The sequence below is a fragment of the Halobacteriovorax marinus SJ genome (assembly GCF_000210915.2).
Lineage (GTDB): Bacteria > Bdellovibrionota > Bacteriovoracia > Bacteriovoracales > Bacteriovoracaceae > Halobacteriovorax > Halobacteriovorax marinus.
This window is the reverse complement of sequence record NC_016620.1, coordinates 1,564,638-1,579,233: the sequence shown is the minus strand read 5'-3', so window position 1 is coordinate 1,579,233 and position 14,596 is coordinate 1,564,638. Positions and strand designations below refer to the sequence as shown.

The following is a 14,596-nucleotide window of genomic DNA, read 5'->3' as shown; positions in this document are numbered from 1 at the left end:
TTAGAACTCCTTAATTAGGGGAATACATTGATCAAGTAATTCCCTCTTTTTACTTGTCGCAAGACTTAGTCCTTTATACATCTTAGAAATTGTTTCTATTTTTTCTCTTTCTAATTTAGAGGGAGTGCTCTTGAGTTCATTGATACAAATTTCCTTCCAATCAATTCGATTCTCTCTCTTAGCTGTGCTCTTAGACTTCATTACATTTTCATGCCATGGAGTTTGTAGGTACAAAGACCTTAGAACTTCTTTAGAGAGTTGAACCCCGTCCTTTATTAAACGTAACTCATCAGGTCCAATAGAATCGATTAACTGAATCTCTCTCTTTCCCTCTTCATCATAGTCAGCAAATGCAAACTCAAACTTTCCATCCCACATATCAATTCCTAAGTCTTGAAAGTAATCTCTAAGCCTTAAAGAGAGAAGAAGCGTAATAGATTTTAATTTCTCAAACTCAACTAAACTTAGACCGGAAATATCCATGGCCCTCGCCCCGTCAATATATTGGTCTCTATCTTCTAGTTTTGTAGAAAATTCAATTACAGGAGACTTGAACGTATCACCCTCTTTAGGCCTAGTACTTAAACCTAATTCTTCAAGATATGTATCATCGCTAACCCTACCCAAGAGCGAACTTCCCTTAGGTACACCAAAGCGGAAAATTACCTCTAATGGAATTATTGTATTTATAGGTCTGGGCTTCTTTGTAAACTCACGATAGTCCCAGGACTTATCTTTGAACTCGATATTTGGCACATGAACTTTCTTTACTTTTAAATAGTTTTTTCCATCCATTAAAACTTTATCTAGAAGGTGTGTCTTTACACCTCTTTCTCGAAAATCTTTTAAAGTTTTACAGAGGTAATAATTTCCTTCGACCGCGATGTCTTTAGGTTTCCAATTTTTCCAATTCTCACTATTTTCAAGAAATTTAAACGTATTATAAGAAAATTCTAATAGAGATTCTCCTTTATCAGGGATTAGATCTGGCATCTCCCCCCAGTCAAAAACAGAGTAACGATCAGAGAACTTAAACAATAAGTCATTTTCAAAGTGATAAATATCTTTAACAGACCCTTCCTTAATTAGATTCATACTATTCTCCTCTTAAGTTTAAATAAAATTTGAGTGCATTTCTTGAGTTGTTGACACCAAACCAAATGGCACCATTATCAACTCTTTCTAGAATTTTAAGGCCATAACTAGGTGACTTTTTTTCAGAAGCATTAAGTAGAGGAATATAGAATGCATCCTCTCTCATCTCTTTTTTAAAGTCATGATGGGCAAGAACTATATTGAACTCAACATCACTAAAGTTCTCATTAATATTTAGAGAAACTCCATTCTCTTCACCAAACTGACTCAACCTCTTTAATTCACTCTGAGTCGATTCGTATTCTCTAACTTCTTTACCTACTACAATATTGATAGATTTTTTATCCCTACTATCGATCGCTTTTAATACTTTTGCGACGATATCTATATTATTAGGATTAAGTGTTGCAACAGGAACACCAAAAGGCATTTGAAGAATAGATAAAAGAGAGTCAAGGCCACTAAAGTTTGCTGGAACATAGACACCAAAGACAGGTCTCTTAGTTAAAGAAGCACAAACTCCTGGAAGATGAGCAGCTAGGCCCGCTCCAGCAATAATGAAATCAAAATCATCTCTATCTAGTCTATCTTTTAAGTCCTCAGGATTTCTGTGGGCCGAAATAACTTGAAAATCCACAAGATACTCTTTTTTAAGCTCACTTATAATATCATCATAGATATATTGATCACTCACACTACCAAATAAAACTAATGCTCTCTTCATTTCTTATCTCCTATATTCTTAATTCACTTCTTCTTTTAGAAAACTCTTCACTTGCAGAAATATCCGTAGGATATTGTCCGCTCAAGCAAGCATCACAAATTCCTTTATGAGAAATACTCTCTTCCAAGTTATCAATTGTTAAATACTCAATGGCCTTTGCTCCAACTTCTAATTCAATTTCAGATATAATTTTATTTGAAGCAATTAATGATGAAGTGTCGGGAAAGTCCACTCCATAGAAACACCCATACTTTATAGGAGGGCAAGTAATTGCCATTGTAACGCTCTTTGCCCCATACATTTTTAATAAAGAAATTATTCGTCTACTAGTGGTACCTCGAACAATACTGTCATCGACAAGAAGAATATTCTTATCCTTTATCTCACTAATAATGGGAGTGAGTTTATTCTCTATTGCTCTTTGCCTTTGCTGATCACTACTTAATATAAAACTTCTTTGCGAATAACGGTTCTTAATAAGCCCTTCTCTGTAAGGAAGATTTAGAGTTTCCGCCAAAGCAATGGCCGCTGTACGACTGGTATCGGGGACGGGGCAAACAATATCAAAGTGATTTAATATATTTCCATACTTGCTTTTAATTTGATTTGCTAAAAGTGTTCCTAGAGCAAGCCTTACGGAATAAACATCTCTATTTTCAATTGAAGATTCAGCTGCTGAGAAATAAACCCACTCAAACATACATGTCGACGGTCTTTTTTGATCTACAAGAACTCGTGAGAAAATCTCTCCATCTCTATCTATAAATATCAACTCTCCAGGAGAGATATCTCTTATATAGTCAAAACCTAGCTGAATAAGAGAGCTAGTTTCAGAGCAAAGAATCCAGCTCTTTCTTCCATCTGACTCCCTCATACCAAGACATAGAGGACGTATTCCATACGGATCTCTGAGACCAAAAATTCCTCGCTCTCCTAGAATACCAACTAATGCATAAGCGCCCTTTAGATCATTAAATATTCTTCTAGATCCATCAATCAATGCAGCGAGAGAATTATCCTTGCAAACTGAAAAACTCTGACACCAAATATTTTGAAAGAGCTCTATATCGTTATTCGTAAGAAGCTGTGCCGAGCTCTTTGAATTTATTTCTCTAGCTAGGTCATGATAATTTACAATATTTCCATTGTGAGCGAGTGCAAGTCCTAGGGGGTATCCTGTTAGAAGTGGCTGAATATCATTTAAAGAATCAGAACCAGTCGTAGCGTAGCGAGTGTGACCTATGGCCATGTCGCCTTTCATCAGAGCAATATTTGATTCATTGAAGATATCATTCACAAGCCCTATTGAGCGATGAGAGTGAAATCTCTTTTCGCTAGAATTGTAAGCAACAATTCCGGCAGCATCTTGACCTCGATGTTGTAACTTGAGCAGGGAGCGATAAACATCATAAGTAGCATCAGCGTTGAGCGATTCGTTCGAGGAAGTTTTGCTGTGTAATATAGCTGTTACACCACACATTCTTACTTTCTCCATTCAAGTTATGAAGAGAGTTTTACAGAGTGGCAATAAAGTGGCAACAAAAAAATAAAGTTTTTCTTATACAACTTATTAGGAAAACCTAATATCTTAATAACAATTTAAACTACTTACTAATGACTAATTGCTAATAGCAGTAAAGTAGATATAGTCAGAATAGTTTCCAGAGAGTTTACCATTAACACTCAAAAGAGAGATATCGATCTCGATTACTTGGCCATTAGTACTCGCACCATTTGAAGAATAAATTTGCCTAGGGGAATTTTTGGAACCTACTAAACTCATATTAGATCCATTCACTCCAAAGTTATAACCGACCTTGTATGAATTATTTTGATTATGGGCGAGAGCTCCATCATACTCACTAGAAACGTTTATTCTATACCCAGTATTAGATTTTACTATTAGATCAAAACTTCTAAGTTTCCCCGCACTCATTGATCCAAAGTCTAAAGTATAGGCCGTTTGATTTTCATCATACTGCCCTCCTCTTGCAACAAGAGAGAGATTGATATTAGATTGAATATTTAGATTAGTTGTAAGGTTTGTATATCCTCCACCAGTATTATTTCCTCTGGGATAGACCTGAATCTGAGTAGTATCAGTATAGAGTCCATTCTGAAGACCTGATCCAGGTGCTGGTAAGCGTACATATAGAGTTATTCTTGTATACCAAGAGTCCATCCTAAATCGTATTCTTTCTGAATTATTTCTCGCATCGTTTATACTTCTAAGAGGAGTTGAAGTGTATTCACTTTTATAAATATTATAATTTAGAGAATGGGCACCATTATAAAGTTTTCTAGAGTAGCTATTCGCCGACCCAGTTGTTACACCTAAATCGTATTGCCTACATTGATTTGATGAGCTAAAACGGTAGATATGAAGATCAATAGCAACACTCTGATCACTACTAGACTGAACAAAGTCCACATTGCCTGTAGAAATATAGATAGGGCAATAATCAGCATAAGTATTTAGTGTGATAAAAAAAAGAATGATTGCTAAAAACTTCATTTCTTAACCTTGGTTAAATTAAGATTTCCAATATCTACAAATCCAACTTTATCTTTTGGAAGAGTAAAGCGAGAAACGTAATTCTCATCTTGATGTCTAAGTAAGACTTGATACTCACCTTCTTCTAGGCCTTCTACTAGAATTCTCCCCTTTCTATTAGTAAAGCTGCCGTAGACAACTCTCCCCTTAGCGTCTAGAACATCAAAAGTTGCGAGGGCAACTCTTGTTCTATCTGGTAAGAAGATAGTTCCAAAGACAGACATCGCTCCTTTTGACTGAAGAGAGATCAAAGAGCCAGATTTATATGTAGGCATAAGAGCAAAGTCACTTTCTTCGATTGAAAGACCATCACTTAATAGTGCACTATCAGCAGTAACTTTATAGTAGCGGTAAGGCTGAATTTTAGAGATTAGAATATTATTAAATAAATCACCCTTGGCAATATTATCTCCATTACTACTTATTAGAATCTGTTCATCCTCTAAATGCTTATCTCGAGTGAGGATGGCAAATGAATTTGTAATAGGTCTACCTACAGTGTACTTTCCATCGAGATAAGCAAAGGCCGTTGCAAACTTCACACTTCCTTCATAAGAATTCCAACCTTCATCTCTAGCAGTACTGTCTAATTGAGAGTGTCTAACACCGACTTCAAATCGCTCGTGATCATAGCGACTATCAAACTCAAGAGACTTTTCTAGAGATGAATTTCTCCCAGTTAATTGATAAGTTAACTTATCACTACTAGACGTTTTAATTTTCTGAAGAGATGCCTGAGTTGTCTTACTTAGAGAATTATAACTTCCATAGAAATTATGTCCCTTTTCAGGGAGAAACCAACTAAAGTAAATAGAGACTTCAAAATTATCATCTCCATTAACTAATGTTCTATATGTTGAAACAGTGTTTACATTTAGTCTTCTCTTGAAAGTCTTACCTAAACTACCAGTAAGGGCCCAAGTATCGCGATTTAATTCATTACTCTCATATTGACCTCCAATACGATAGGAGTAACCATAGATATTCTTATTAAAAGCATAACTTAAGATATTTCGATCAAAGCCTAGAGGGTTCAGTTGATCAATTAATTTGAAGTTCTTATTTCTGTGCTCAAACCCAAAGAGATGACCTGATGCGGCCGTTCCGACAGTTCTCTGATCCAAGAAGAAATATTCAGCCTTTGCCGAGTAGCCAGTATCTAAATTTGAATCAAGTGCGGCAACTTGGGTTTTAAATTGACCAAATTTCGTAGAGAACACTTGGTCAGAACCAAGTAGTCTAGCCTTTGTATCAGCTTGGAAAAAACCTCCAAGTGTAAATTTATCACTTATTCCACGGCGATAGAAAGCAGTGTAAATATAATCATCATCTGCGTATTCTCTATCTAGATTTACTATTTCACTTTTCTTACCAACTCCGTAATAGAAATCACTTAGACCTACCTTTAATAAGTCCTGACTAAAAGCCGCAGGAATAAGAATCTCATCAACCCTTCCAAGTTCGGACTCTATAACTAATTTAATTTGATTTAAGCCTTGAATAAGAGGAAGATCCTCGAGCTTATGGGTTCCTGCCTGAAGCTTTAAAATATTTATTAGAGTTCCATTTACAAAAACTCTCACAGTAGAGGCTTCTGTTAATTCAAACTCTGCCTTACCTCTAGGAACAGTAATATCATATGGCCTAAGAGAGAAGTCCTTCCCATAACTAGCTCCTAGAAAGCCTATTCCAGAAAGATAATCAGTACTAGGAGTTGTACTATCACCAAGAGAGAGCCTTGTTGCTCTAGTTTGAAAATCATAGAGCGCTCGAGTGCTTCTTCTATGTAGTTCATCGTCTTTATAAGTATGAGATGATTCAATAACTAGACCTTTAAAATTGAAGTTGGGTTGAATATCTAATTCATTTCCATCATTTCTATTACTATTGTGCTTGTAAGGGTTGTAGTAATAGAGATTTGTATAAAAAGAGAAATCACTTGGACGAGTAATTTTATTAACCCACTTAGGACGGTACTCTAAATTAAAATTTGTAACCTTCTCTCTAATTTTCTTTGGATCAATAAAGGCTTCAATATAAAATTTCTCTTCATTTAAAGAGAGCGAAACACCTAAAGCGGATAGCTCCTTAAAGCTCATTTGTTCATCTTTTAATATCACATCATCTCGAACAATTGATGATAGAAGAGAAGAAATATTTAATACATCACTTGGAATATTATTAGTATACTTAACAGGCACTTCACCAATCTCACTTCCCTGGAAGTAAATAGCAGTTGGAACCCATCTCGTTTTTGTCTTAAAGACTTTAGAAAATATCTCCGCTTCACTTTGAGCGCGGACATTAGAAGTTAATAGAAATAGCGAGAGAATTAATGACTTATTCATCAATAAGAAGTTCTACTTGATAAGGTTTTTGAATATTTACACCTTTTGGAGGAATAAAAGAGAAATAGCGCTTCGTCTTTGCCAAAATATTCTCTCCCCTTATTCCCTCTAAATTAGTTAAAGAAAAAGTCTTCCCCTCTTGGATAATATTTACCTTAGGAGACAAGAGCACATGATGCTTATTGCCCGAATTTTCAACATGAAAAATTATACGATTTAAATCCTTAGTCGTTTTAGCACTTATCACTCTTAACTTTGCACTACTAGTCTTAGGTGCAACATAAAGAGCCGCTACATAGCGAAGAAGAATTTTTATATCAGTCTTCTTATCTTTCTTTTTAGAAACATCAATTGGGAGTTGTTCTGCTATCAAGCGGTATGACCTCTCAATATCTTTAACTTCCCCCTTAAGCCATCTCACTTTAATAACTCTCCTCTTCTTGGCACCAAGAACAAGTTGATCTGGGTAGACAAGAAAGTCATCAACTTCTGGATGTTCTTCAGAGCCATCAGGCTTCATAAGTCTCTTTCGCATATCCAATTGAATTGCAATAGGCTCATCAGAGTCATTGAAAACTGTAAAAAGAGCAGTTTTATCTTTCTGACTAGAGTTAATAGAAATACTCATAGGCATTAATTTAAAGGCCATAGAATGAGTAGAGATTAAAAATAGAGTAATTATAAATAGATTTTTCACTTAATAATGATAGCTTGCTAATCTAAAAGACTCAATAGATTTAAAGGCCCTATTATAGAGCCTTTAGAAATCCTAGAGTATTAGTTGACTTGAATAGTAAAGGTTACTGTATCAGAGTAAGTACCTTGAGTTAGACTAGCGGCTGGCTGACCAGTGTAAGATATCTCTACATCACTTGAATGGTCGTAAACTCCACCAGTAGATTCATTCTTAACTTCTGTATCACTCGTTGAAAGCGTCACTGGAGATCCATCATATTTCATTGAATATGAAACTTCATCAAAAGAGCCGTTCTTAAGTGAACCACCATTTGCAGTTCTTATTAAAATTTTATAACCAGTATTTGAGTTTGTCTGCTCACCAACTTCAGCAACCTTTAAATCAGTTTGAGTTGATGTTAAATCTAGACTTGTGTTCACTCCAGACTCAGGAGAGACTGTTAGTGAGAGCACCTGATTAATTGTTCCCTGAAGCAAGAGCGTTCCCTGAGGAGCTGCAAAACTTGAAATTGTTGTAATTGATAAAATCGTCCCTAAAAATAATTTTCTCATACTTCCCCCATATGAATAAGTTACCTTTAGTATATACAAGGAAGGTGCCAAAATTTAGGGGGGAATTTTTTAGTCAAATTGGCACTATGGGCATAGTTTTGGTGTCGATATTAGTAAAATAGTGGCAATTAGCTACTAGTTAGCAGCAATCTCGAGAACTTTTAGATAAGCATGACTTTTATCAGTATTCTTTATGGTCTTAGATTTTAAATTATAGGGCCTTAAGTTTTGCTTAAAGGGCGCATTTGAAATAATTCTTATATTATTATTTTCATCTAAGCGGTAATCAATATTCACACCTATTCTAGATGAGAGCTGAAGGCTTCCAGAAGTTCCAGCATATGCCGTAAATGTAAAAATAGATAGAGATAAGGCAATTAGAAATTTCGACACAATAAACTCCTTAAGAGTATTATCGGTCAAAACAGGACAATCTTGAGCAAAGAACTCAAGATTGTCTTAATATCAATTAGTTAACTTGAATTGTAAAAGTCACTGTATCAGAATAAGTGCCTTGAGTTAGTGCCGCAGCTGAACCACTTCCAGTAAGAGAAACTTCTACATCACTATCGTGATCATAAACACCACCTGTTGAGACATTCTTAACTTCTGTATCTGTTGTAGAAAGAGTCACAGGAGATCCGTCATAGCTCATAGAGTATGATACTTGATCAAGCGAACCGTTTTTAAGTAGACCACCATTGGCCGTTCTAATTAGAATTTTATAACCAGTATTTGAGTTGGTTTCCTCTGTTACCGTAGCAACTTTAGTATCAGACTCACCATTTACTAAATCAAGAGATGTGTTTACACCAGTTTCCGGTGTTACCACAAGGTTTAGAACTTGATTAACTTGTCCTTGCAGTAAAAGAGTCCCTTGAGGGGCAGCAAGAATTGGTGTTGAAATAATCGCCATAGCAGCAGAAGCAATTAATAGTCTTTTCATGTTTTTTCTCCTCTAAGTTAAATAAAACATTATTTATAAAGCTATATTTCTATATACAATTAGCATGCCAAAAACTTTAACGTAGAGACAATAACCTACATAAATAAGTCTAAAAAAAATGTATAAACTTTAAACAATGTATAAGAAAAGTGACGAAATACGATGCAATTTATCGAATAAAACTCTTAAGTGAATAATCACCTAAGACAGGAATCCCCAGTAAAGTAAGTTCACATTTAAACCAACCACTTCCAGGAACACTTGGATGGTACCAGAGATAGCCAGACCACTTCTTATTATCGGGAGTGATTTGGATCTTTATAGAGTCATAGTATTCACCAATACTCTCTCGCTTAATAAACTTAACAGTGGCCTTCTCAACTTTTAAAGAGCCCATTTTCTCTAGATCCAGATAACCTTCTAAACTTGAGAACATTGCTGGTAAAGACTGTACGACATCTCCCCTAAGCTTACTATCGCCTATGGGGACATAGACTTTCTTTTTAATTTTATAAGATAATCGAGTGGTGAATTTCTTATCATTCATTTCCAAAACTTCAATCTTAATCTCTCCACCTTTATGAAGTCTTCCACGCTCAATATCGTGAAAGAGAGTCTCGGCAAATAGGAGGTTAGAGAATAAAAGTAATGTAATTAAAATGATTTTTTTCACGTTAGTAGCCACTGAAGAAAGGACCACCTTCCGTAGAAGGTGGTAAATATGAATTATAAACAATCGTTCATCTGTCTGAAGTATTGTGCACATACCATTGAAGCATTACGACAATCACTTAGTCTAGATGATGTATATGATCTATAACCACAAGTTCTAACCGGAAGAGTTTCAACCAATACGTCAAAGCTTCCCGACTCAACTTCTGAACCATTATTTGTAAGCTTATAATCAATTGTGTTCTCACCAGATTTTAGAAGAGGTCTTTGCGTTAGAGTCCAAATCCAAAGGTTGAAATTCTCTCTACTCTCATTACCTTTAACTCTTGAAGATTTCGTTTTCGTTTTACCATCAGAATTCGTGTAAGTTAGCTTTACTTTATCGGCGTTAACACCAGAGTCAAAAGTAAACTTAGAACGAATAGAAGGCGTTAGATAACTATCTCTACAATTCACATAGGCAAAGTCACTTTGTCCTCGCTCATGACATGAGATTCTAATTTGTCCTTGGATTCTGTGATTTTCAAATCTCTCTCCTTCCTTAAGACCAGTATGTGCTAGCACAGGAAGGCTAAGAAGTAAGAGAGCTACCGTGCTCAAAATTGACTTCATGTTTATCTCCTTATTAGAATTTAGTAATATGTTAGATGGATTTTTTATAAAGTACAAACAATGATAGAAATGGTAAGATTGTAAAATGAAGATAGTTTTATTTATATCCCTAATGCTAACAAGTTTTAGCAGCTTCGCGTTAAGCTGCAATAACTTCAAACAACAGATTACTTTTGAAGACGATATCAAGGGTATCATTCTCATCGTTCATGGACTCAATCTCAACCCCGAGAAAATGGAGTCTCTTGGCAACTTCTATAAGGCCAAAAAAATCGCTCCAATATATGTTCGACTCACAGGGCACACAGAAAATACAAATTGGGATCAGGTGACAAAGCAGAGATGGATCAAAGATTTCTACTCTCCCCTTTGCCAGGCCTATGTAAATTCAAAGCAGCTTGATATCCCTATGTATGGACTTGGCTTCTCACTAGGCGCTCTAGTCATTCAACACGCAATTGAAAAATTCAATGCTCCCTTTAAGTCAGTTAGCTATATTGCTCCGGCCTTTAAAACCCGTTGGTACACCATGTTCATAACAGCGCTCTTTAAAATGGGGCTCACTTTTGAAATCCCAAGTGGAAACTTTGTTGAGTACCGAGCAAAGGATTCAACAGGTCTCTTGGCCTATAAAGGGATGTGGGAAATAACTCAGGAACTTAAGTTTAATGACAATATAAAGAAAGTAATAACAATGGATAAGAGAGACGAGCTTATCGACTATTTCTCTACCCGCGATTTGTGTAAATCTTGGAGCAATTGCCAGATGGAAGAATTGATATCTTCCCCTTCAAAGAACGAGAAGAAAATCTACCATTTGGCCATTGATAGTGCGACTTTAGGTCAGAAGGCATGGAATAAACTCACTCTTATTTTAAGTCAGCAGCTCTGATTGAAAGCTATTTTAGGGACTTAGAATGTCAGAAGATATTATTTTTCCTCTTTTGTAGCTTCAATTAAATTTATGTTAAAATTTAAGAGTATAGGATCTCCAAAGGAGTGTTAACCATGCGAACCTTGCTCTTAGATAGTACCTTTTTCCCGGTGCGAATCATTAACTGGCAGAAGGCCATGATTCTCTTGCTCACCGGTCGGGCTGAAGTTGTCACCGAGTACGATGACAAGAAAATACGATCCACCTCACAAAGCTTTAGCCTCCCCAAAATTCTACGCCTCTACAATCGCCACAATACCCAAAGACAAGTCAAATTCACCAGATTAAATGTTTACCTCCGAGATGATTATACCTGCCAATACTGTACAAAGAGCTTCGCTTTTAAAGAGCTGACTTTTGATCACGTTATTCCAGTTAGCAAAGGTGGAAAGACAACTTGGAAGAATATTGTCACATGCTGTAAAAAATGTAATTCAAAGAAAGGAGCCAAAACACTTAAGGAGTCAGGATTTCAATTAATGAAACCTCCCAAAAAGCCAGGTTGGTCTGCAACAATGTGTCTGCGAATCAAAGAGAATGATCCAAGCGAATGGTTTATGTGGTTGCCTAACTAAAGAAGTTAGACGAAACCCAAAACTAAAAGTAAAATTTCCAAATTGGAGGCAATTTGAGATTATTACTTTTAACCCTTTTACTTTGCTCGTGCACCAGAGATATCACCCCTAAAATGAAAGCAAGTCCGAACTTCAATGGATCTACTTTCAGCTATGAAAATAAAATTATCAATAAATCATTCTTTGAATTATTAAAGTGGAAATTCACTAGCGATGATACCCCCTGGCCAAATGAAATAGAAGTGACACCAATAGAGATTGATAAACAAAGAGTTTATAATGGAATCAATCTTGTTTTCATTAACCACTCAACTTTTCTCATACAAACAATGGGTTTAAATATTCTAACAGATCCTATATGGAGCGATAGGGCCTCTCCTATCAGTTTTATTGGACCAAAGAGAGTGAGACAAACTCCCTTAAAACTCTCACAGCTTCCCCCAATAGATATTGTCCTCATTGGTCATGACCACTATGATCACCTTGATATAGACACCTTGATAAAAATTAACAAATCCCATAGTCCAAATTTTATCGTTGGCCTTGGAGTAGAGCTTCTTTTAAAAGAACATGGCATAGAGAAAACGATCCCCTTGGACTGGCACGAATCTTATAATAAAGCCGGGATCAATTTTACTTTTGTTCCTTGCCAACATTGGTCTGCTCGCGGGCTATTTGATAGAAATGAAACACTTTGGGGCTCTTTTATCATAGAAGCAAAGAAGAAAATCTACTTTGCCAGCGATACGGGTTACTCTGAACACTTTAAAAAGCAAAGAGAGAGATATGGACAAATGGATATATCCCTTCTCCCTATTGGTGCATATGAGCCTAGATGGTTTATGAAAGAGCAACATATGAATCCAAGAGATAGTGTTTTGGCGCATATTGATCTTCAATCTAAGTTGACAATAGGTATGCACTTTGGAACTTTTAAACTAACTAACGAAGGGGTCAACACTCCCCTTGAAGAACTAGATGCTGCACTAAATGAATTTAAAATAAAGAAGAGTGAGTTCATTGCGCCTAAGTTTGGACAAAAATTCAGGATAATAGAATGATAAAAAAAGAAAACCAAGACTTCTTAGATTGGACTCGTAGTCATGAAGAATATAATGAAAGACCTTTCGTGTGGAAGAAGCTCAGTAATGGAGAATTAATCGTCCACAATACAGGTGTGCTAGAATTTCTTCCAGCACTTAAAAGTGGCAAGCAAATTATCTATAGCTGCGCCATACACGGAAATGAAACAGCTCCTATAGAAATCATAAACGACTTAATCAGTTCCCTCTGTGATGAGAGCCTAATTGCCATACACCATACTCTCATTATCTTTGGTAACCCTAGGGCCATGAATATAGGCAAGAGGTTTTGCCATGAAAACCTAAACAGACTCTTTGCAAGAGATTTATCACAAAGAGAAGAGAGCTATGATCTTTTGAGAGCAAGAATAATTAGACAATCCGTAGATGAGTTCTTTGAAAAAGAAAGTGAGAAAATTCACTATGATCTTCACACAGCGATAAAGGAATCGGCGCTTCCAACATTTGCGATCTATCCCCACAACCCATCAACCTCTCTGGATAAAGAACAGCTCTACTTTTTAGACGATTCAAATATTGATGCAATTATTTTCAATACAGATAAAGCGACAACTTTTTCTTACCATACGAGCTCTCTCTATGGAGCAACATCATTTACATTAGAGCTTGGAAAAGTAAGACCCTTTGGTGAGAATAACAGAGAGGATTTCAAAGAAATTGAAAACTCTTTAAGGCTTATTTTAAGTGGTGATTACTCACCTCCAAGAGAAATTAAAAAGCTACAAGCTTTTCAAATTGAAAAAGAGATTATTAAGCACGACGATAGCTTCACTTTCTCTTTTTCAGAAGAGACTCCCAACTTCCACCTCTTTAAAGATGAGGAACTCATCTCTAGTGATAAGCAAGAGAGAATCACCGCACTAGGTAGTGAGCAGAGAATAATTTTTCCAAACGCAGGTGTAAAAATAGGAGAAAGGGCCGGGCTAATTATCGGACCAAAAAGATTGCCATTGTAATTCTAAGTGGTTAATATATTTTCACACACATTTAATCTTACTTAACAGGGAAGTTATGAAAGACACTATTGAAGATATGGTTAAAGAGACCATTGATGAAAAACCACTTGGAGGAAAGTCCTTCTCCTCAATAATAAAAAGCAATTCTTTTGATAAACCTTCTAAAGGACTTGAGAGTCTATTATCAAATAATATCGGAAGGCCACTACAAGAGACTAAGACTCAAATCCAGCAAGTCACTACGGAGTTCTACCCTAGTGATATGATGATTAATAATGAATTCTTAAGAATAGAACGTGAAAAAAATGAAGAGCTTACTAAGACACTAGAAGAGTTAAAAGAGCTTCCGGGGCAACTCTCAACAATTCAGAGTAAATTAGATGAGCTCACTCATTTTGAAGAAATGAATAAGCTCGACCAAGATATTAACAATGAGATATCAAAGAATTTATTCGACTCTCTTAAGGAAAAGAGAAATTATCTCTATGTCGTCATGGGTATATGTACAATCTTTGGCCTCTTACTTGGAAACTTCCTGACTCCTTCAAGAGAAGTGAAGCCACTTCCAAAGGCTCCTGTAGCAGAAGTTAAGCCTATTCAAAAAATTAAGCTCATCCAAAAATATGTTACTTTAAAATTTGTAAATCTTAGGGATTCAAACTCACCAAAGAGTAATGTCGTACAGACGATTGCTCCAAACCAATCTCTAATAGAAATTGAAAAGAAAGGTGGTTGGCTCAAAGTTGAGTATCGTGACTTAATTAAGGATACAACAATAACAGGTTGGGCATGGTACGAGAACTTGAAGAAATTGAAATAAAGAGAATCA

16 protein-coding genes are annotated in these 14,596 nt (G+C 35.9%); 5 read left to right on the top strand and 11 right to left on the bottom strand.

The window, feature by feature from the left end:
- From BMS_RS07635 to BMS_RS16885, 11 genes are all read right to left on the bottom strand, one after another.
- Complete coding sequence (locus BMS_RS07635) at positions 1–1,095, bottom strand: phosphoribosylaminoimidazolesuccinocarboxamide synthase (RefSeq protein WP_014244232.1); 1,095 nt, start codon at positions 1,093–1,095, stop codon at positions 1–3.
- A gap of 1 nt (position 1,096) precedes the next feature.
- Positions 1,097–1,819, bottom strand: coding sequence for an AIR carboxylase family protein (locus tag BMS_RS17365; protein WP_014244231.1), 723 nt, complete (start codon positions 1,817–1,819; stop codon positions 1,097–1,099).
- Positions 1,820–1,829: 10 nt separating this feature from the next.
- The gene (gene purF, locus BMS_RS07625; RefSeq protein ID WP_044557400.1) at positions 1,830–3,299 is read right to left on the bottom strand and encodes an amidophosphoribosyltransferase; all 1,470 of its coding nucleotides are present in this window, start codon (positions 3,297–3,299) and stop codon (positions 1,830–1,832) included.
- Positions 3,300–3,437: 138 nt separating this feature from the next.
- Positions 3,438–4,334 carry a spore coat protein U domain-containing protein gene (locus BMS_RS07620; protein WP_014244229.1) on the bottom strand — a complete coding sequence of 299 codons (897 nt, stop codon included), beginning with the start codon at positions 4,332–4,334 and terminating at the stop codon, positions 3,438–3,440.
- Positions 4,331–6,721: a fimbria/pilus outer membrane usher protein gene (locus BMS_RS07615; protein WP_044557399.1), complete on the bottom strand. Its 2,391-nt coding sequence runs from the start codon at positions 6,719–6,721 to the stop codon at positions 4,331–4,333. The genes BMS_RS07620 and BMS_RS07615 overlap by 4 nt, the downstream gene beginning before the upstream one ends.
- The gene (locus BMS_RS07610) at positions 6,714–7,418 is read right to left on the bottom strand and encodes a fimbria/pilus periplasmic chaperone (protein WP_014244227.1); all 705 of its coding nucleotides are present in this window, start codon (positions 7,416–7,418) and stop codon (positions 6,714–6,716) included. Before BMS_RS07610 ends, BMS_RS07615 begins: the two co-directional genes overlap by 8 nt.
- Before the next feature lie 80 nt (positions 7,419–7,498).
- On the bottom strand, positions 7,499–7,969 hold the full coding sequence (locus BMS_RS07605; protein WP_044557398.1) for a hypothetical protein: 471 nt from the start codon (positions 7,967–7,969) through the stop codon (positions 7,499–7,501).
- A gap of 135 nt (positions 7,970–8,104) precedes the next feature.
- Positions 8,105–8,362 (bottom strand): hypothetical protein, encoded by a 258-nt coding sequence (locus BMS_RS07600; protein WP_044557397.1) that lies wholly within the window; start codon positions 8,360–8,362, stop codon positions 8,105–8,107.
- 76 nt (positions 8,363–8,438) lie between these two features.
- Positions 8,439–8,915 (bottom strand): hypothetical protein, encoded by a 477-nt coding sequence (locus tag BMS_RS07595; RefSeq protein ID WP_014244225.1) that lies wholly within the window; start codon positions 8,913–8,915, stop codon positions 8,439–8,441.
- 169 nt (positions 8,916–9,084) lie between these two features.
- Complete coding sequence (locus BMS_RS07590) at positions 9,085–9,588, bottom strand: hypothetical protein (RefSeq protein ID WP_044557396.1); 504 nt, start codon at positions 9,586–9,588, stop codon at positions 9,085–9,087.
- A 53-nt stretch (positions 9,589–9,641) separates the two neighbouring features.
- Positions 9,642–10,199: a hypothetical protein gene (locus tag BMS_RS16885; protein ID WP_014244224.1), complete on the bottom strand. Its 558-nt coding sequence runs from the start codon at positions 10,197–10,199 to the stop codon at positions 9,642–9,644.
- A gap of 85 nt (positions 10,200–10,284) precedes the next feature.
- Between BMS_RS16885 and BMS_RS07580 the strand changes: the two genes are divergently transcribed.
- The 5 genes from BMS_RS07580 (at position 10,285) to BMS_RS07560 (ending at position 14,587) form a co-directional block, all read left to right on the top strand.
- Entirely contained in the window at positions 10,285–11,091 is an 807-nt protein-coding gene (locus tag BMS_RS07580) for a serine aminopeptidase domain-containing protein (protein WP_044557395.1), read from the top strand.
- A 116-nt stretch (positions 11,092–11,207) separates the two neighbouring features.
- Positions 11,208–11,708 (top strand): HNH endonuclease, encoded by a 501-nt coding sequence (locus tag BMS_RS07575; protein ID WP_052590619.1) that lies wholly within the window; start codon positions 11,208–11,210, stop codon positions 11,706–11,708.
- A gap of 113 nt (positions 11,709–11,821) precedes the next feature.
- Positions 11,822–12,769 (top strand): MBL fold metallo-hydrolase, encoded by a 948-nt coding sequence (locus tag BMS_RS07570; protein ID WP_157868256.1) that lies wholly within the window; start codon positions 11,822–11,824, stop codon positions 12,767–12,769.
- Positions 12,766–13,767: a succinylglutamate desuccinylase gene (astE, locus tag BMS_RS07565; protein WP_014244220.1), complete on the top strand. Its 1,002-nt coding sequence runs from the start codon at positions 12,766–12,768 to the stop codon at positions 13,765–13,767. The genes BMS_RS07570 and astE overlap by 4 nt, the downstream gene beginning before the upstream one ends.
- 55 nt (positions 13,768–13,822) lie before the next feature.
- Complete coding sequence (locus tag BMS_RS07560; RefSeq protein ID WP_014244219.1) at positions 13,823–14,587, top strand: SH3 domain-containing protein; 765 nt, start codon at positions 13,823–13,825, stop codon at positions 14,585–14,587.
- Positions 14,588–14,596: the final 9 nt, after the last annotated feature.